This window comes from Streptomyces sp. NPDC087300 (genome assembly GCF_044744425.1).
Classification (GTDB): domain Bacteria; phylum Actinomycetota; class Actinomycetes; order Streptomycetales; family Streptomycetaceae; genus Streptomyces.
This window is the reverse complement of record NZ_JBIUYI010000003.1, coordinates 1047605-1066363: the sequence shown is the minus strand read 5'-3', so window position 1 is coordinate 1066363 and position 18759 is coordinate 1047605. Positions and strand designations below refer to the sequence as shown.

Below are 18759 nucleotides of genomic sequence, written 5' to 3'. Positions count from 1 at the left end.
GCGGGTCCGTGTGACGGGGGCGCTCGCCGCGTATGACGGGAGTGCCCCCGGAAGATGATGAAACGATGACGGCGGCCCCGCCCGGCGGTCCCCGCGGCTTCGCTGGGCGGCATGAACAACGAGAACACCTCAGGTCCCCGCCCGTCCGCCACCGTCCGCCGCCCCGCGGCCCTCGCCCTCCTGGCCGCCGCCGGAGTGGTCGCGCTCGCGGCCTGCGGCGGCACCACCGGCGGCGCGTCGGACAGCGGCGACGCGCCGGACACCGCCTCCTCCGGCGGGCAGCGGAACGCCGACGCGCCCACGGTCCTCTGGATGGGCGACTCCATCGGCGAGGCCGAGGCCCCCGCGCTCGGCGCCTCGCTCAAGGCGGCCGACGCCGGATTCCGGTCCATGGCGGCCGCGGGCGGCGGTGGCGTCGTCGGCGAGATCGCCAAGCCCACCTGGGGGCAGCTCACCAAGGAGCTGAAGTCCACCAAGCCGGACGTCGTCGCCTACCAGATCACCACCTACGACTGGGGCACCCCGGACGAACAGCGCGCCGGATACGAGCGCCTGGCGAAGCAGGTGAACGAGGCGGGCGCCGAACTCGTCATCGTCTCCGCGCCGCCCTTCAAGATCGACGACTTCTACAAGCCGCACGCCGCCGCGATCAAGACCGCCCCGAAGTCCGCCGAGGAGGTCGCCGGCAAGCACGAGGGCAAGGTCCGCTACCTCGACGCCGCCGCGCTGTGGGGCACCGACCACGCCGCGCCCAAGGCGCAGCGCAGCAAGGACGGCATCCACTCCTGCCAGCAGGGCTCGGCCGCGTTCGCGCAGTGGCTGACCGCGGAGCTCGGCAAGCGGTACGACTTCAAGCCCGCGCCCGCCGACCGGTGGGCCACCGGCTCATGGACCGGCGACAAGGTGTACGCCCCGCTCGGCTGCAAGTAGTCCGGGCCCGTGCCGATGTCCATGTCCACGCGTACGACGCCGTCTTCGTGCGAACCCGCAGCCGCACCCGGGCACGGCGCCCGGCGGCACATCGCGCCCCTGGACGGCCTGCGCGGCCTGGCCGTCCTCGGGGTGCTGTTCTTCCACGCGGGACGCTTCAGCGGCGGATTCCTCGGCGTCGACCTCTTCTTCGTGCTCTCCGGGTACCTGATCACCGGCCTGCTCCTGGCGGAGACGGCACGGACGGGGCGCGTCGACCTCGTCGCCTTCTGGGGGCGGCGCGCCAGGCGCCTGCTGCCCGCCCTCGCCGTGACCGTCGCGGGGACGCTGCTCCTGGTGTGGGCGTTCGGCTCCGCGGCCCTGCTGCGCCTCGGGCTCGACGACGCGCCCTGGGTGATCGGCAACGTCGCCAACTGGCACTTCATCGCCGATCAGGTCGGCTACTGGGACTCCGCCGACACCCGTGTGTTCAGCCACCTGTGGAGCGTGGCCGTCGAGGAGCAGTTCTATCTGGTCTGGCCGCTGGTGCTCGGACTGCTGGTACGCGGCCGTGCGCGCGGCCGGGCCGGGGGAGCGCACGGCAGGGCGCGGGGGAGCGGGCGGGTCGCGGTGGTGGCCGCCGCGGGCGCCGCCGCCTCGCTGGCGCTCATGATCGTCCTGGTCGATCCCGTCGACACCACGCGCGTGTACGAGGGCACGGACACCCGCGCCTTCTCGCTGCTGCTCGGCGCGCTGATGGCGACCGCGCCCGCCGCCCGGCTGCTCGCCCGCGCCGGCCGGCGCGCCGCGAACCGGTGCGCGCTGGTCCTGGCCTGCGGCATCGGCGCCTACTGGGCCCTGGCCGACGGACAGAGCTCGCCCTCCCTCTTCCAGGGCGGCCTCTTCCTCCACGCGCTGGCCGCCGCCCTGCTCATCGGCTGCCTGGCCCAGGCACCCGACGGCCTCGTCGGGCGGCTCGTCGGCAGCGCGGTGCCGCGCTGGTTCGGGCGCGTCTCCTACAGCCTCTATCTGTGGCACTGGCCGCTCTACGTCCTGCTCAGCGAGGAGCGCACCGGCCTGACCGGCTGGGCCCGCACGGCCGTCGTCGTCGCGGCCTCCGTGGCGGCCGCCGCCGCGTCCACCTACCTGGTCGAGAACCCGGTCCGCTTCCGGGCCCGTTGGGCGCACGGCCGCACCGGGGCACTCGCACTCGTCGCCACCTTCGCGGCGCTCGCCGCGCTGTGGGCCGTCATCCCGGTGCCCACGGCGGGCACGGACTCGGTGGACGTCACCCGGCTCGGCACGGGCGGTTGAGTCCGTCACACGGCGGCCCCCGGCCGCCCCGCTTCCCACGTGGAGCGGCGCGGAGAACGTACAAAGGCCGGAAGACGTACAAGGGAAGGCGGTGCGCGTCGCCATGTCGCGCGTTCTGTTGATCGAGGACGACCCCGCTGTGCAGAAGGGGGTGACGCTGGCACTGCGGCGCCGGGGCCACGAGATCGAGGTGGCGGGGAGCGGCGAGACCGGGCTGCTCGCCCTGGACCGGTTCCGGCCCGATCTCGTCCTGCTCGACCTGATGCTGCCCGGCATGTCGGGCCTGGAGGCGTGCCGCAGGATCCGGGAGACCCGGCAGCTGCCGATCATCATCCTCTCCGCGCGCGGCGACGACATCGACCTGGTCGTCGGCCTGGAGGCGGGCGCGGACGACTACATCGTGAAACCGGCGAGCGGCGAGGTGATCGAGGCCCGGATGAAGGCGGTCCTGCGCCGCGTCGTCCCGCAGGACCCGGCGGCGGGACCACCCGGGCAGGGCGGCCCGGAGGGGCGCGACGGGTCCCCGCACGTGGAGACCCACGGTGCCCTCACCGTGGACCGCAACGCGCTCCTCGTCGCCAAGGACGGCCGCGAACTGCTGCTCGCGCCTTCCGAGTTGAAGCTCCTGCTGTTCCTCTCCACCGCGCCGGGACAGGTCTTCAGCCGCCAGCACCTCCTCGAACAGGTGTGGGAGCACAGCTTCTACGGCGACGCCCGGCTCGTCGACGCCTGTGTCATGCGGCTGCGCGGCAAGATCGAGGACGACCCGCGCCGTCCGGTGTACGTCCAGACGGTCCGTGGGTTCGGCTACCGCTTCGGTCCCGTGCCCGCCGGGGGAGAGGCGTGAGGGTGCGGCCGCCGCGCGGACTGCGGGTCCGTCTCGTCGTCGCGTTCCTCGCCGTCTCTGCGCTCAGCGCGCTGATCACCGCCACCCTGACGTTCCGCGAGGCCCGGTCCGCGATCATCGACCGCACGCAGGACAGCGCCGTGCACGACCTGCGCGCCCAACTCGACTCCCTCACCCCCGACCTGCCCTTCCCGCCCGGCGTCCAGGACCTGCGCACCTTCGCCCTCCAACTGGACCGGGCGGGCGGCTCCCGCGCCTGGCGCACCGCGGCCGCGTACCGAGAAGGACCGCTGACCGCCGCCCCGGGCAGCGAACGGCCGCCCGAGGTGCCCGACGCGCTGCGCGCCGCCGTGGGGGAGCGGGGCGCCACCGTCACCCAGCGCACCGAACACGACGGCGCCCCCTGGCTCGTCATCGGCATGCCCGTCGCGTACGCCGACGCCCCCGAAGCCACCGACGGGAAGGGCGACGGGGCGGGCCGGACCTCGGGTCTCGTCGTGTACGCCGAGTTCTCCCTGGACGACGACAAGGCCGACATCGCCGCCCTCGTCACCGCCGCGCAGGCGGGCGCCCTGCCCGCGCTCGTCCTCGCCCTCGTCCCCGCGCTGATCGCGGCCCGCCGGGTGCTGCGCCCCGTCCGCGGCCTGCGCAACGGCGCCGAGCGGATCGCGTCCGGCGAACTCGGCACGCGCCTGCCGGTGACCGGACGCGACGAACTGTCCGACCTCACACGGACGTTCAACACCATGGCGACCACGCTGGAGAAGGACGACGCCGAACTGCGCCGCATGGAGGCCACAGCGCGCCGCTTCGCCGCCGACGTCGCGCACGAGCTGCGTACGCCGCTGGCCGCCATGGCCGCCGTGACCGAGGTGCTCGACGAGGACGCGCACAGCGGGACCCTGCCCCAGGACACCGCCGACGCGGTGCTCCTGATCAGCGACGAGACCCGCAAGCTCGCCCGCATGGTCGAGGACCTGATGGAGGTCTCCCGCTTCGACGCGGGCGCCGCCGCGCTGCACCTCGACGACGTCGGCCTGCGCACGCTCGTGGAGAAGACCGTGCAACTGCGCGGCTGGGCGGTGCCCGTGGGGCAGGTCGTCGTGGAGGTGCCCGACGACATCCGGGTGCGGGTCGACCCCCGGCGCGTCGACGTCGTGCTCGCCAATCTGATCGGCAACGGGCTGCGGCACGGGGCGGCGCCGGTGGTCGTACGGGCCCGGCGGGGGCGGGGCGGCGCGTCCGGCGCGGATGCCGTCGCCACTGGCGCGGATGCCACGGCGGCCGGTGCGGAGGCCACCGCCGCCAGTGCGGAGGCCACCGCCCTCGTCACCGGCCCGGACGTCGCCGACTCGGGCACCACCGCTTCCGGAGGGGACGTCACCGTCACCGTCACCGACCACGGTCCCGGCATCCCCGACGACGTGCTCCCGCACGTCTTCGACCGCTTCTACAAGGCGGATTCGGCGCGGGCCCGCTCCGAGGGCAGCGGGCTCGGCCTCGCCATCGCCGCCGAGAACACCCGGCTGCACCACGGCACCCTCACCGCGGCCAACTCCCCCGACGCGGGAGCCGAGTTCACCCTCACGCTGCCGCTCCCGGGCCGTGAACCACTGCCGCACGAGCCCGAAGAACCCGAAGAAGGTGAGCGGCCATGAGCGGTCGGAACCGCACCCGGCGCCGGCTCCCGCGGCCCGCCCTCGCCCTCCCGCTGCTCCTCGCCGCCGCCCTGACCGGCTGCGGCATCAGCACCACGGGACCCCGGCAGGCGGGCGCCCCTGCCTCCGGCGTCCAGCGCCCCGGCACGAACGCCGAATACGCCCGCCTCTACTTCGTGGGCCCCTACGGGCTGCGCTCCGCGTCCCGCCCCACCGACCGGCCGCTCGGCCCGCAGCAGGCGCTCGACCTGCTGCTTGAGGGCCCCACCGACGCCGAGCGCGAACGCGGTCTGGCCAGTGAAGTCCCGCCGATGAACGGTCAGTTGAGCGCGACCGCGTCCACCGGCACGGTCGACGTGTACCTCCCCATGACCATCAGGGACCTCCAGGTCACCGCCGTCAGCCAGCTCGCCTGCACCGCCGCCCACGCCGACGTCCCCGGCTCCCGGCCGCCCACCCAGGTCAAGGTCCGCTTCCACGAGAACCTCGCCCCCTCCACCTCCCCCTGGACGGTCCGCTGCGACACCAACGGCAACGCGCTGCCCGCCTCCGAATAAAAACCAGTGGCGCGCCGCCCGGGGCGCTGGTTAGTCTCTGCCTTGTTCCTCGGGGACCGGTGACGGTCCCCGTCAGTCGAGTGTGATCCAGGAGGTGTGAACGATGGCTGTCGTCGAGCTGGGCGCTGCCCGCATCCGGAAGTCCGTTCATCCCACCTCCGTGGTCTCCGGCTGACCAACCTCTTCTTCCACGTGCCAGGCCGGTGCGTGCGCCGGGGCCACCCTTGTGAAGGGTCACCCCTTGTCTTCGTCGTCTTCATCGTCGTCGTCTTCCTCTTCTTCCTCTTCTTTCTCTCAGCACTTCTCCGCTGAGCACTCCTCGTCCGCGCACCCCCTCGCCCCGTACGGCTGGGACGCGGACTGGGAGACCGAGTTCGCCCCGTACGCGGCGCAGGGTCTGCTGCCCGGACGGGTGGTCCGCGTCGACCGCGGCCAGTGCGACGTCGTCACCGCCGCGGGCATCGTGCGGGCCGACACCGAGTTCGTCACGCCGCGCGACCCGCTGAAGGTCGTGTGCACCGGCGACTGGGCCGCCGTGGACCCGGACGGCGGCGACCCCCGCTACGTACGCGCGTATCTGCCGCGCCGTTCCTCCTTCGTACGGTCCACCTCGTCCAAGCGGTCCGAGGGGCAGATCCTCGCGGCCAACGTGGACCACACGATCATCGCGGTGCCGCTCACCGGCGACCTCGACCTCGGGCGCATCGAGCGGTTCCTCGCGCTCGGCTGGGAGTCGGGCGCGCAGCCGGTGGTCGTGCTCTCCAAGGCCGACCTCGTGCCCGACGCCGTCACCCTCGCGCACCTCGTCGAGGACGTGGAGAACTCCGCGCCCGGCGTGCCGGTGCTCGCGGTCAGCGCCGCGACGGGCGAGGGCGTCGAGGTCCTCGCCGCCGTCGTCTCCGGCGGTACGTCGGTGCTGCTCGGGCAGTCCGGCGCGGGCAAGTCGACCCTGGCTAACGCCCTCGCGGGCGCCGAGGTCATGGAGGTCCAGGCCATCCGTGACGTGGACGGCAAGGGCCGCCACACCACGACCACCCGCAACCTCCTCGTGCTGCCCGGCGGTGGCGTCCTCATCGATACGCCCGGACTGCGCGGCGTCGGCCTGTGGGACGCCGGGACCGGCGTCGGGCAGGTCTTCTCCGAGATCGAGGAGCTGGCCGAGCGGTGCAGGTTCCACGACTGCGCGCACGGTGCGGAGCCGGGCTGCGCGGTGCTCGGCGCGGTCGACGACGGGACGCTTCCCGAACGCCGGCTCGACAGCTACCGCAAGCTGATGCGCGAGAACCAGCGGATCGTCGCCAAGACCGATGCGAGGGTCCGTGCGGAGCTTCGGCGGGAGTGGCGGCTCCGCGGGGCGGAGGGGAAGGCGGCGATGGAGGCCAAGCGGGGGCGTGTGCGCTGAGTCGTGAGGGGTGGTGGGGAGCCGCGGGTCCGGTGGGGGCCGGGCGCGCAGTTCCCCGCGCCCCTCACGGGGCGCCAGCCCCGCGACCTTTAAGGGGCCGCCCCAGCGTCGTGTCCGAATTCCGCCAGCCCCGTCGGTCGTGCCGGACCACAATGGAAGGCGTGATCGATGAAGAGACCAGGTACGAGGCCGTGCGCAGCCGGGATGCCCGGTTCGACGGGGAGTTCTTCTTCGCCGTCGAGACCACCGGGATCTACTGCCGTCCCAGCTGCCCCGCCGTCACCCCCAAGCGCAGGAACGTCCGCTTCTACACGACCGCGGCCGCCGCCCAGACCTCCGGTTTCCGTGCCTGCCGCCGTTGCAGGCCGGACGCCGTGCCGGGGTCGGCCGAGTGGAACGTGCGCGCGGACGTCGTGGGCCGCGCCATGCGCATGATCGGCGACGGCGTGGTCGACCGCGAGGGCGTGCCCGGCCTCGCCGTGCGCCTGGGCTACAGCGCCCGCCAGGTGCAGCGCCAGCTCACCGCCGAGCTCGGCGCGGGCCCGGTCGCGCTCGCCAGGGCGCAGCGCGCGCACACCGCGCGGGTGCTCCTGCAGACCACGGACCTGCCGATCACGGAGATCGCGTTCGCCGCCGGGTTCGCCAGCGTCCGACAGTTCAACGACACGATCAGGGCGGTGTACGCGCTCACGCCGACCGCCCTGCGCGCCGCCGCGCCCAAGCGCGGCACGGCGCGGGCGACCCCCGCCGCGGGCATCCCGCTGCGGCTCGCCCACCGGGGCCCCTACCAGGCCGGGCCCGTCTTCGACCTGCTCGCCCGCGAGGCGGTCGACGGCATCGAGGAGGTCACTGGCGAGCCGGGCGACCGCACCTACCGGCGCACGCTGCGACTGCCGTACGGCACCGGCATCGTCGCGGTCAGGGAGGCGGTCCCCGAGCCCGCGGCCGGCGCCGGTTCCAGCAGCGAGGCCGTGCACCGCGGCGGCTGGCTCGACGCCCGGCTGCACCTCACGGACCTGCGCGACCTCACCACCGCCGTGCAGCGCCTGCGCCGCCTCCTCGACCTGGACGCCGATCCGTACGCGGTGGACGAGCGCCTCGGCGCCGACCCGGAGCTCGCCCCGCTGGTCGCCGCGCGCCCCGGCCTCCGCTCGCCGGGCGCCGCCGACCCCGAGGAGTTCGCGGTGCGCGCGCTGGCCGGCCGTGCGGGCGCGGGACGCCTCGTGGCGCGGCACGGCAAGGCGCTCGACGCGGCCTGCGGAGCCCTCACCCATCTCTTCCCCGCCCCCGCCGACCTGACCGGCGAGCCCGGCACGCTCGGCGCCCTGGCCACGGCGCTCGCCGACGGCACCCTGCGCCTGGACGCGGGCGCCGACCGCGACGACGCGGAGGCGGCCCTGCTGGCGCTGCCCGGCATGGACCGCCGCACCGCGGCGCTGATCCGCATGCGCGCCCTGGGCGACCCCGACGTGGCCCTGCCGGAGGGCCCGGAGCACACCCCCGACACCTGGCGCCCGTGGCGCTCCTACGGCCGCCGCCACCTGTGGGCCGTCAGCCGTCGAGGCCCCAGCTGTGGATCCACTCCGGATGGACCCGGATCAGCTCCTCGCTGAAGTGCGGGCCCAACTCGTGTGGTCCGGTGAGGAGTTCGGCCCTGCCGCGCATCTCGACACCGCGCACCCGCCACGGGGTGAGCGAGACGACGTCGTCCACGACCAGGGACACCCTCGGGTTCGCCTGGAGGTTGCGCCACTTCTTGGTGGTGGCAAGGGCGTGGCCGCCGATCAGGATCGTGCCGTCGGCCTGCGGGAAGAAGCCGACGGGGTTGGCCTGCGGCTGGCCCTTGGGGTCGACCGTGGCCATGCGGGCAAGGCGTTGGGACGTGAGGTACGCGCGCTCGGCTTCGCTGAATTCGGTCATGGCGCGAGCCTCGCACGCGTACCGGGGCGTCAGCGGCCCGGCATCCCCCAGCGGGGTGCGGGCGCGTGCGGCTCCACCGGGGCGATCCGCAGGTCGGGGCGGTCGCCCTCGGCGGTGATCAGGGCGGACCCGCCCCGGCACAGGGCGACTTCGATCGCGCCGTCGCCCGCGTCCGCGTACCGCAGTGCCTTGCCCCGGGCGTCCCGCACCTCGAAGGGACCCTCGATGCCGTGCCGTACGACGCAGGGCGCGCCCGCCTCGCTGACCAGCCGCACCCACCGCGTCCTGCCGCCCTTACGGACCGCGCTGAGCAGGAAGGCGCCCTGGGTGCGGAAGCCGTGCACCGTGAGGTCCGCCCAGGCCGCGGGCAGTGCGGGGAAGACGCGGACGACGCCGTCCCAGGACTGGCAGACCATGTCGTGCAGCGACTGGGCGGCCGACAGCGGGGTCTCGATGACCGGGCCGGACTCCTTGTACATGGTGTTGGGCTGGATGAAGCGGGACATCAGCTGTTCCAGGTACTTCAGCGCGTCCTCGCCCTTGCCGAGCAGCGCCGACATCGAGGCCGCGCCCGTGAACGTATAGCCCTGCAAGGCGCCCTCGAAGCCGACCCAGTGGGCCAGGGACCGCTCGATCAGGGCGCGTTCGTCGGCGGTGCGCCCCGTCACCTCGTACAGCGGGTAGACCGCGAGCAGATGCGAGTAGTGGCGGTGCGACTTGGCGAAGGGGAGGTCCGCGCCGATCATGTAGCCGTTCGCGTCCGTCGGGTACGGCGTGAGCCTGCTCAGGACGTCGCGCCAGCGCGGCGCCGACTCGTCGTCCACGCCCAGGAGTTCGGCCGATTCGAGCAGGGTGCGGCAGCCCCACTTCAGGAGCATCAGGTCGTAGGTGCAGTCCCGCGAGTTGCCGCCGTACTCGGGCGAGAACGTCGCGGGCAGGTGCAGCTTGCCGTCCGGGCCGGGCGCGAGGAAGTGCAGGTAGTAGGCGACCGCCTTGCGCAGGAGCGGGAAGAGGACGTCGCGCAGGATCGACTCGTCCATGGTGTGGCGGTAGCTGAGCCAGACGTTGTGCAGGGCCCAGGTGAGGTTGCCGACCTCGGGCGTCGGCGGGTCCTGGCCGGGGACGCCGACGCCGTAGCCGCCCTCCGCCACCGCCGCGCCGTTCACGAGGGAGGGGTCGGTGGTGCGCGGGATGCCGAGCGAGTCGGCACGGTATGCGGGCGCCACCTCCTTGCGCAGGTTGTCCCTGAACTCGCTCAACGACCGTGTGAGGGCGTCGAGTTCGTGGTGGTTGGAGCCGTGGATCAGCCAGTACTCCAGCTGCGCGTTCAGGTTCCACCAGGTGTTGGGCCAGGGCGTGGGCTCCAGCCAGGGCCCGCATGTCGCCATCACGGGGGCGTCGCGCCGGGCCGCGGCCGCCGTCTTGTAGAGCTGGATCCAGTAGAAGCGCTGCATCCTGGCGTCGGGCAGTGAGAGGAAGCTCTTGCGGTAGAAGGCGTGCCACCACGCGCGGTGCGGGCGCGCCAGCTCGTCGTAGGGGAGCCCGGCGGCGCGCCGCACCGCGCGCAGCGCCCGGTCGAGGGCCGCCGTGTCCGGATGCGAGTGCGCCACGTGCGCGTACAGCGTCCGCCGCCCGCCCCGGCGCCGCTCGCGCCACGCGGTGACGTACTGGCCGCCCGCGCGCAGGGACTGGACGGCCGCGGACACCCCGTCGTGCTCCTGGACGCGGGCCGGCGGATTGCCCTCGTACCCGGCGGGCACGGGCTTGAAGGCGGCCCGCGGGCTGATCGAGTCCGCCGGGTGGAAGACCCACCGGAAGCCGCGCTCGCCCGCGCTCGGGGTGACCTCGACGGCCAGCACCGAGCGGGAGTCGTGCACGTGGGCGCGGAGCGTGAGGGTGCCCTTGTCCGTGGTGAGGGTGCCGGTCAGCTCGGCGTCGCGCAGCCGCAGGCGCCAGTCGACGCCCGCGATCGCCCCGACGGGCTCCAGGGTGAAGTGGCCGATCGGCAGCCTCGCCAGGCCGAAGAGCGAGCCGAACTCGGGGCGGTGGTCCTGCACCTCGGAGTGCTGCACGTTGAAGCGGATCGCCCGGGGCGCCGCTTCGGATCCCGCGCCGGGTTCCGCGTAGATCCCGGACCCGAGGAAGCCGTTGCCGAGGAAGGGGCCCTCGTACCAGGTCCTCGGCAGCTCCTGCCAGACGAGGTCGGCGTCGTCGAGGACGGCGCGCCAGGGGTCGCTCGCGGTGGCGGTGGCGGTGGCGGTGGCGGGAGTGGGAGTGGCGGTGGCGGCGCGCGCCTGCGCGGGCAGGGCGCCGGCCGCTGCCAGTGCGGACCCGGTGGCGAGCACGGTTCTTCTGGACGGGCTGGGCATCGCGCCTCCAGTCATCGGAGCTCTGTCCCGCCGAAAGCTAGAGATGGCCCGTGGGTACGTCAATGAGGCGGACGTGATCGGTGAGAGATCCGATGTACGGTGCCCGGTCCGGGACCGGCTCAGCCCCAGATGACCGCCCCGATCCACGCCCCCACGATCAGCAGGCACGCGAACAGCTCGGTCAGCACGCTGCTCCCGCCCATCCGCATGGCCGTCCGCGTCGCCGTCACCGCCTCGCCGTGCCCGCCCAGACGCAGCCGCTCCCCGGTGTAGATCCCGCCGATGAAGCCGGGGATCGCCCCGATCACGGGCAGCAGGCAGAAGCCGAGGAGTGCCCCGGCCCCGGCGAAGACCGCCGTCCTGCGCGTCGCCCCGCTCTCCCGCAGCCGCCGGGGTGGCAGCTGCCAGCGCACCGCCTGGGCGGCGAGCAGCACGACGCTCGCGCCGACCAGCAGCATCCAGGCCAGTCCGTTGGGGTCCTGAAGCGCCCACCACAGCACCGCGGCCCACACCAGCCACGGCCCCGGCACGCCGGGCACAAGTACTCCGCACAGGCCGAGCAGCATGACCACGCCGACCAGCAGGAGTTCCCACGCTCCCATCTGCCAAGCGTGCAGCAGAACGGCCGAAACCGCAGGTCAAGTTAGTCCTGGGGTGGCCGGGGACGCCGTGCCACCCAGTCCCTCTCGTACGCGTGCCAGCCCAGCTGGAGCCGGGTGGAGACGCCCGTCAGCTCCATCAGGCGCTTGACCCTGCGCTGCACCGTGCGCAGCCCCAGATCGAGCTGTTTGGCCACGCTCGCGTCGGTCAGGCCCGCCAGGAGCAGCGAGAGGATCTCCAGGTCGGTGCCGTCGGGCGCGTCGGGGGCGTCCTCGGTGAGCACGCCGTCCTCGCCGATGCGCAGCGGCAGCGCGTCCCGCCAGACCGCCTCGAAGAGCCCGGAGAGCGATTCGAGCAGCCCGCTGGCGTGCACCACGAGGGCGGCGGGCTCGGCGGTGCGCGAGGTCAGCGGCACCATCGCGAGCGAGCCGTCGGCGATCACCAGCTTGGTCGGGACGCGGTCCACCACCCTGACCCGCTCCTCGCGGCCGATCGCCGCCGACAGCTCGGTCAGGCCCGTCGGCAGGTCGAGGACGGCCCGCTCGACCACCACCCGGTAGCTGACGCCCCGGCCCGCCGCCTGCTCCTCCGCGCTGTTCTCCATGCCGCTGACCGCGATGGGCCTGCCCGTCACCAGGGCGCACACCTCGTCGCTCGCGCCCAGCTGGAGCTGGAGGAAGCGCTGCGAGACGGCGGCCGCCCCGGTGACCACCTCGACCAGGTCGTGGACGGTGGGCTCGGCGGCCTGCGCGCGGTACTCCTCGGCGAGCAGCGTCGCCGCCAGCTCCGCCTTCTCCAGCTCGTGCCGCTGCTGGGTGAGCAGCGCGCCGAGCGCGACACCGGGCGGCGCGGCCACCCAGCGGCCCGCCCTGCCGGACGCCTGCGCGGCCAGGCCGTGCCGTTCCAGGCGGCGCAGCGCCCGCTCGGTCTCGGGCTCGCCCAGGGTGAGCCTGCGCGCGAGATCCGGCACGTCGGCCGCGCCCACCGACACCAGCGCCCGGTACGCCGATTCGTGCGTCTCGTCCAGACCAATCGCAGCCAGCATGCGGCGACGTCCCTCCCCAAGGCTGTCGTTCCAGCGGAGCCGTGGCGGAAAGCGGCCACGGCATAAACCCGCCCCCGGACATCATCCCCGCACCACCCTCCCCTCTGCCAAGGTGACGCCACCGCAGCACCAACCGCAGCCGTGTATACGGCTTTTGGGCCGAATCGACCTGCGGTCTTGTATGGCCCATCAACCCTGGGAGAGCGATGCGCCCGATATCGCGTACGGCCTTGGGGGCGGCGTCAGCCGCCGTCCTCGCCGTCACCGCGGCCGTGCCGTCCGTGGCCGAGCCGCGCGCCGCCACGGCACAGGAGAGACCCCTGACGGGGAGCGCCGCACGGAGCGAGGGGAGCTCCGTCGTCACCCTCGTCACCGGCGACCGGATCCTCGTGACGTCCGACGGCGACGGACGGGCCGGCGCGACCGCGCTGCCCGGCACCGACGGCAACGTGCCCCTGATCCAGACCCGGCAGTCAGGCAAGGACCTCTACGTCTACCCCGAGGGCGCCGTCCACGCGATCGCCGAAGGCCGCGTGGACGCGCAGCTTTTCAACGTCACCGGGCTCGTCCGGCAGGGCTACGACGACGCGCACGCCGAGAAGCTGCCGCTCATCGCCGTGTACGACAAGTCCGTCGACGTCGCACGCGCGCTGCCCGCCGCCCCGCGCGGCGCCGAGCGGGGCGCCGTCCTCGAACCCGTCGACGGCGTCGCCCTGAAGGCCGACAAGAAGAAGGCCGCCGACTTCTGGGCGGACATCGCGAACCCCAGGTCACGCGCCGCGGGCGACCTGAAGAAGCTCTGGCTCGACGCCAAGGTCGAGGCCACCCTGGACCGCTCGACCAAGCAGGTGCACGCGCCCGAGGCCTGGGCCGCGGGCTACGACGGCAAGGGCACCAAGGTCGCCGTCCTGGACACCGGGGCCGACGCCGAACACCCCGACCTCAAGGGCCGGATCGGCGCGACGAAGAACTTCACCGACTCGCCCGACAACGAGGACCGGCAGGGCCACGGCACCCACACCACCTCCACCGTCGGCGGCTCCGGCGCAGCGAGCGGCGGCAAGAAGAAGGGCGTCGCGCCCGGCACCGGGCTGCTGCACGGCAAGGTCCTCAACGACAGCGGCTCGGGCGCCACTTCGTGGATCATCGAGGGCATGCAGTGGGCGGTCGACCAGAAGGCCGACGTCGTCTCCATGAGCCTCGGCAACCCGGCGCAGACCGACTGCACCGACCCCATGAGCACGGCCACCGAGGAACTCGCGCAGTCGGCCAAGGACACGCTCTTCGTCATCGCGGCGGGCAACACGGGACCGAGCCTCAACTCCGTCTCCTCGCCCGGCTGCGCGCCGAGCGTCCTCACCGTCGGCGCCGTCGACCGCGACGACACCACCGCGAACTTCTCCAGCCGCGGCCCGGCGTACGGCTCGCACACCCTCAAGCCGGAGATCGCCGCGCCCGGCGTCGGCATCTCCGCCGCGGCGGCGGGCGGCAGGGGCGTCTACGCGTACCAGTCCATGAGCGGTACGTCGATGGCCACTCCGCACGTCGCGGGCGCCGCTGCCATCGTCAAGCAGCGCCACCCCGACTGGAGTGCGCAGCGGATCAAGGCGGCCCTCGTGTCGTCGGCGGACAGCGGCATCCCGGGTGACGCGCGCGAGACCGGCGGCGGCAGGCTCGACGTCAAGGCCGCGATCGGCCAAGGAGTGCTCGGCTCACCGGCCGTCCAGGGCGGCAGCTTCGGCTGGCCGCAGGACGCGTCGGACCGCACCAGCGTCGACGTCCCCTACACCAACACCGGTACCAAGCCGGTGAGGTTGAAGCTGGCGCTCCAGGGCGTCACCGGCAACGACGGCTCCGCCCTGCGCGCCACGGTCGCCAAGCTCGGCGAGCGCTCCGTGACCGTCCCGGCGGGCGCCACCGTCAAGGTGCCCCTGAAGCTCACCCCCGACGCCGGTCTCAAGGCCGCCCAGTACGGCGACGTCACCGGCCGCGTCCTGGCCACGGCGGACGGCGGAACGCGGGTCTCCACCCCGTTCTCGCTCTACGTGCAGCCGGAGACCGTCAGCCTCCGCGTGAAGCTCGTCGACCGCGCGGGCAAGCCGGCCGCCGGTGCCTCCTCCGTGGACCTCATCGGCACGGACACCGCCAGCGGTGAGCGGCGCTTCAACGAGGGCGCCAACGACCAGACGTACCAAGTACGTCCGGGTGCTTACTTCCTGACCGGCTTCATCGCCACCCCCGACGCGGGCGGCGACGGCAGGCTGACCGACTCCCTCACCCACATCGCCCGCCCCCAGGTCGAGGTGAAGAAGGACACCACGATCACCCTCGACGCGCGCAAGGCCCACCGCCTCGCCGTCAAGACCGACAAGGCGTCCGAAGTGCGCGGCGCCACCCTCGCCTTCGCCCGCACCTGGGGCAAGGACCACTGGCTGCACGCGGGCACCGCGGCGGGCCCGCGCACGATCCGCTCCTACTACCAGTCCGTCGAGGGCAAGGCGTCCGACGGCACCTTCGAGTCCGGCAGCTACTGGCGCGCCGCGGCGCCCCAGATCTCCGAACTCGCCGTCGCGGGCGGCAAGAAGCTGCACCCGCTGACCGCGTCCACCGGCTCCGCCAACCTGGACGGCAAGGGCAGGGCCGCCCTCGTCGACGCGAAGTCCGGTACGCCGCAGGAGCTCGACGCTGCCGGGGTCAAGGGGAAGGTCGCCCTGGTCAAGGTCCCCGACACCGGCGACGCCACGGCCGTGGCGACCGCCGCGAAGAAGGCGGGCGCGCTCGCCGTCGTCGCCCACCGCGACGCCCCGGGACGCTGGTACCCGTCCGCGGGCTTCACCGGGTCCCCGCTGCCGGTGCTCGGCGTCCCGACCGACGAGGCGGCGTACCTGCTGTCCCGTACCGGCGCGGGCGGCGCCGAGCTGACGTGGCAGGCCACGGCGAAGAGCCCCTACGTCTACAACCTCGCCTTCCCCGAGACCGGCCAGATCCGCGCCGACCGCACCTACCGCGTGCGCGACAAGGACCTCGCCGCGAACGAGGCGACCTACCGGGCGATGGGCCAGCGCACCGACTACGTGGACCTGCCCTCCGCGGTCCGGCCCACCGGCCTGGAGATCTACTTCGGCGACATCGCGTCGGTCCCGGCCCCCGGCAAGCGCACCGAGTACTACTCGGCGGGCGGCGGCACGGGCTGGGGCCACCAGGTCTCCAGCAGCTTCCCGTACGGGGAGTTCATGATCGACCCGGTGCGCACCTACAAGAAGGGCGAGCGCCGCACCGAGACCTGGTACGACGGGGTCCTCACGCCCGGCGCGCCGCGCGACGCCGCGGACGAGGAGGCGCTCGCAGGTGAGCGCCAGGGCAACCTGATCGGCGTGGCCCCCGGCTTCTGGTCGGATGCCGAACACGCCGGTATCCAGGGCAGCTTCGGCGACATCGGCTCCGTGGAGCTCAAGCGGAACGGCGAGAGCCTGGGGAACTCGGGCTGGCCTTCCGGGGTGTTCACGGTCCCGGCCGAGGACTCCGCGTACGAACTGACGCTCTCCACCACGAAGATCGGCTCCCAGGTCTGGAAGCGGTCGACGTCGACGGAGACGACCTGGTCCTTCCGCTCCCACCTCGACGAGAACGAGTACTCGCAGGGCATCCCGATGCTCTTCCCGACGTACGCCGTGCCGGAGGACGGCGACAAGACGCTCGCCGCGAAGGACGGTCAGCGGATTGAGATCGGTGTGACGGGGCACGCGGGATACCGGCCGGGCGCGCTCACCGAGGCGAAGCTGTCGTACTCCTACGACGAGGGCAAGACGTGGACCGAGGCGCCCACGGCCGCCGGCTCGGGCGGCAAGTGGCGTGCGACCGTGAACCACGCGGGCGCCTCCGGCAAGCAGGTCTGGCTCATGTCACGGCTGACGGACGCCCACGGCAATTCCGTCACACAGACCGTGGCCCGCGCCTACGACGTGCGCTAGCCACACCGGTTCCGCCGGGCGGTCCTCCCGTGGGGGGTGGGGCCGTCCGGCGGGCTCCGTGTCACTCGTATGGCGGGCCGGAATTTCCGGATGCACCGTTTTCGTACGGCCCGTGCGGTGGACAATAAGGGCATGAGCCAGCAGGGGGAGAGGCACACCGGCCGCGACGACGACTGGTGGGGGCAGCTGTACGACGACTCCGCACAGGACACGGGTCCGACACCCGCACCGGACACCCTCGACGACAGGTTCGCCTCGGCGACGGACACCTTGAAGGAAGGGTTCACCACGCCGGATCCCCCCGGGTCCGGCGGACATCTCACGCAAGCGTCTCCAGATCCCGGGCCGAGGCAGCCGCCACCGGACACGGACGCCCTGCCATCGGCGGCGCGGGTGCCGCCGGGACCCGACTCGGTGCCGTGGGGCGCGCAGCGGCCGGACAGTGACTCCGCGCCTCCGGCGGCAGAGGCGCCGCCCGGATCCGACTCGGCACCGCGGACCGCGCAGCCGCCGCCGGACACCGGCTCCGTGCCGCGCGCCGCGCAGGCGTCATCGGACCCCGACCACGTGCCATCAGCGCCGCCGGACGCCGACTCCGTGTCACCAGGACCTGGTCGGCCGGGGCCCTCCGATCCGGTCCAACGACCCCCGTACCCGGGCGAGTCCCCACCCGGGGCCCCAGGCCCGCTCCGAACGCCGTCGGTGGCGAGTGACCCACCACCTCCCACCCGACCACCCCGGCCGAACCAGGCCCCGCACCACACGACAGAGCCCCCACCCCCCGATCGCGCCCCGCGTGCCACGCCGCCCGTACCGCCTCAGGACCCGCCGTACGAGGGTGAGTTCACCCCCCGTACCCCCGGGCCCGCCCGGTCACCCGTACCGCCCCAGAGCCCGCCCCACGCTCCCGGCGCCGACCCGGCAGCGACGGCCCCGCCGGAACCGGGGAACCTCACCCAGCCACCCGCACCCGCCCCACCCACCGCCCCACCCGGCTTCGCCCCCCGGGAACCCGTCGCCGCCGCTCCCTGGGAGCCGGTCGGCGGGACCATGGTCTTCTCGTCCGGGGGCGAGTACTCGCAGTCCTCTACCGAAGGGCCGCGGCCCGCCGTGCCCACCTCGCGTGGGCCCGAGGAGGGGGACGTCCGGGCGAGGGCCGTGGCGGGTGAGGGCGGGGCCGGCGTGCCCGAGTACGTCGGGGACGGGCCTCCCACCTATGAGGCCGAGCCCACCGTGCTGCCCGCCGCCGACCCGGACGACCTGGGGGACCTCGTCGCGGACACCGTGCTCGACGGGGCGAGGTACGGCGCCAGCACGCTGCGCGCCGCCTCCGTGCGCGGGGACTCCGCCAGGTACCGCGGCGAGCCCCGCCGCGACGCGCTGCTCACCGCCCGCTTCGGGACCGGCGAGAACGCCCTCGTGCTGGTCGCCGTGGCGACCGGGGCCCGTGCGACGCCCGGCGCGCACCGCGCCGCCGCCGAGGCCTGCCAGTGGATCGGCAGGGCCGTGGGCCGCAGCCACCGGCGGCTCGCCGAGGACATCAGGGCCGCCCGGCGCGGGGACCTGAAGTCGGGACTGCACCGCCTCACCGACCGCAGCCTCGGCAGGCTCCGCGCGCACGCCGTGGACCTGGGCCTGGAACCCGACGAGTACGCGGCCTCGCTGCGCTGCCTGCTGCTGCCCGCCGACCCCGAGTGCCGCACCCGGGTCTTCTTCGGCGTCGGCGGCGGCGGCCTCTTCCGGCTGCGGGACGGCGAGTGGCAGGACATCGAGCCGAGCGTCGCCGACGCCACGGGCGAAGCCGTGGTCGGCTTCGGCTCGCCGCCCCCGGGCACCCCGGAGGGCGACCGGCTCACCATGGACCTGGGCATCACCACGCCCCCGAGCCCCTACGAACCCGCCCCCGAGCCGCCCCGCGACCCCTTCCGCTTCCGCGCCTCCGTCGCCCGCCCGGGTGATGCCCTGATGCTGTGCAGCGGCGGCCTCGCCGAACCGCTGCGCGGCGAGCCCGAGCTCTCCGGACACCTCACCCGCAGGTGGCGGAAGAGCGGCCCGCCGGGCCTCGCCGCCTTCCTCGCCGACATCCAGGTCAGGGTGAAGGGGTACGCGGACGACAGGACCGCTGCCGCCGTTTGGGAGGCATGAAGGCCGCACCTGTGAATTCATG

The 18759-nt window shown here is 73.9% G+C and carries 13 protein-coding genes; 9 read left to right on the top strand and 4 right to left on the bottom strand.

The genetic code is table 11. The features are described from left to right. The first annotated feature begins 111 nt into the window (after window positions 1-111). The 7 genes from ACIO9J_RS15520 to ACIO9J_RS15490 all read left to right on the top strand — a co-directional run bounded on the left by ACIO9J_RS15520 (window position 112) and on the right by ACIO9J_RS15490 (window position 8300). The gene (locus ACIO9J_RS15520) at window positions 112-930 is read left to right on the top strand and encodes an SGNH/GDSL hydrolase family protein (protein ID WP_401998301.1); all 819 of its coding nucleotides are present in this window, start codon (window positions 112-114) and stop codon (window positions 928-930) included. 15 nt (window positions 931-945) lie between these two features. Further along, window positions 946-2223, top strand: coding sequence for an acyltransferase family protein (locus ACIO9J_RS15515; RefSeq protein ID WP_401998671.1), 1278 nt, complete (start codon window positions 946-948; stop codon window positions 2221-2223). Between the two features lie 103 nt (window positions 2224-2326). Then, a complete protein-coding gene (locus tag ACIO9J_RS15510; RefSeq protein WP_401998298.1) occupies window positions 2327-3070 on the top strand; it encodes a response regulator in 744 nt (247 codons plus the stop codon). Continuing rightward, window positions 3067-4728, top strand: a complete 1662-nt coding sequence (locus ACIO9J_RS15505) for an ATP-binding protein (RefSeq protein WP_401998295.1) — start codon at window positions 3067-3069, stop codon at window positions 4726-4728. Before ACIO9J_RS15510 ends, ACIO9J_RS15505 begins: the two co-directional genes overlap by 4 nt. Then, entirely contained in the window at window positions 4725-5285 is a 561-nt protein-coding gene (locus tag ACIO9J_RS15500) for a hypothetical protein (RefSeq protein WP_401998293.1), read from the top strand. Before ACIO9J_RS15505 ends, ACIO9J_RS15500 begins: the two co-directional genes overlap by 4 nt. A 241-nt stretch (window positions 5286-5526) precedes the next feature. Further along, window positions 5527-6687 carry a ribosome small subunit-dependent GTPase A gene (rsgA, locus tag ACIO9J_RS15495; protein ID WP_401998290.1) on the top strand — a complete coding sequence of 387 codons (1161 nt, stop codon included), beginning with the start codon at window positions 5527-5529 and terminating at the stop codon, window positions 6685-6687. Between the two features lie 152 nt (window positions 6688-6839). Further along, window positions 6840-8300: a DNA-3-methyladenine glycosylase 2 family protein gene (locus ACIO9J_RS15490; protein WP_401998287.1), complete on the top strand. Its 1461-nt coding sequence runs from the start codon at window positions 6840-6842 to the stop codon at window positions 8298-8300. Here ACIO9J_RS15490 and ACIO9J_RS15485 read toward each other — a convergent pair. The 4 genes from ACIO9J_RS15485 to ACIO9J_RS15470 form a co-directional block, all read right to left on the bottom strand. Next, window positions 8239-8607: a PPOX class F420-dependent oxidoreductase gene (locus ACIO9J_RS15485; RefSeq protein WP_401998284.1), complete on the bottom strand. Its 369-nt coding sequence runs from the start codon at window positions 8605-8607 to the stop codon at window positions 8239-8241. The genes ACIO9J_RS15490 and ACIO9J_RS15485 overlap by 62 nt on opposite strands. Window positions 8608-8636: 29 nt before the next feature. Continuing rightward, the gene (locus ACIO9J_RS15480; protein ID WP_401998281.1) at window positions 8637-10976 is read right to left on the bottom strand and encodes a glycosyl hydrolase family 95 catalytic domain-containing protein; all 2340 of its coding nucleotides are present in this window, start codon (window positions 10974-10976) and stop codon (window positions 8637-8639) included. 119 nt (window positions 10977-11095) lie between these two features. Beyond that, window positions 11096-11578: a DUF456 domain-containing protein gene (locus ACIO9J_RS15475; protein WP_401998278.1), complete on the bottom strand. Its 483-nt coding sequence runs from the start codon at window positions 11576-11578 to the stop codon at window positions 11096-11098. A gap of 41 nt (window positions 11579-11619) precedes the next feature. After that, entirely contained in the window at window positions 11620-12621 is a 1002-nt protein-coding gene (locus ACIO9J_RS15470) for a helix-turn-helix domain-containing protein (protein ID WP_401998275.1), read from the bottom strand. Window positions 12622-12827: 206 nt separating this feature from the next. On the opposite strand from ACIO9J_RS15470, the gene ACIO9J_RS15465 reads away from it, so the two are divergent. Together ACIO9J_RS15465 and ACIO9J_RS15460 are read left to right on the top strand one after the other, a co-directional pair. Then, window positions 12828-16592, top strand: a complete 3765-nt coding sequence (locus ACIO9J_RS15465) for a S8 family peptidase (protein ID WP_401998272.1) — start codon at window positions 12828-12830, stop codon at window positions 16590-16592. Between the two features lie 1110 nt (window positions 16593-17702). Continuing rightward, a complete protein-coding gene (locus tag ACIO9J_RS15460; RefSeq protein ID WP_401998270.1) occupies window positions 17703-18737 on the top strand; it encodes a protein phosphatase 2C domain-containing protein in 1035 nt (344 codons plus the stop codon). Window positions 18738-18759: the final 22 nt, after the last annotated feature.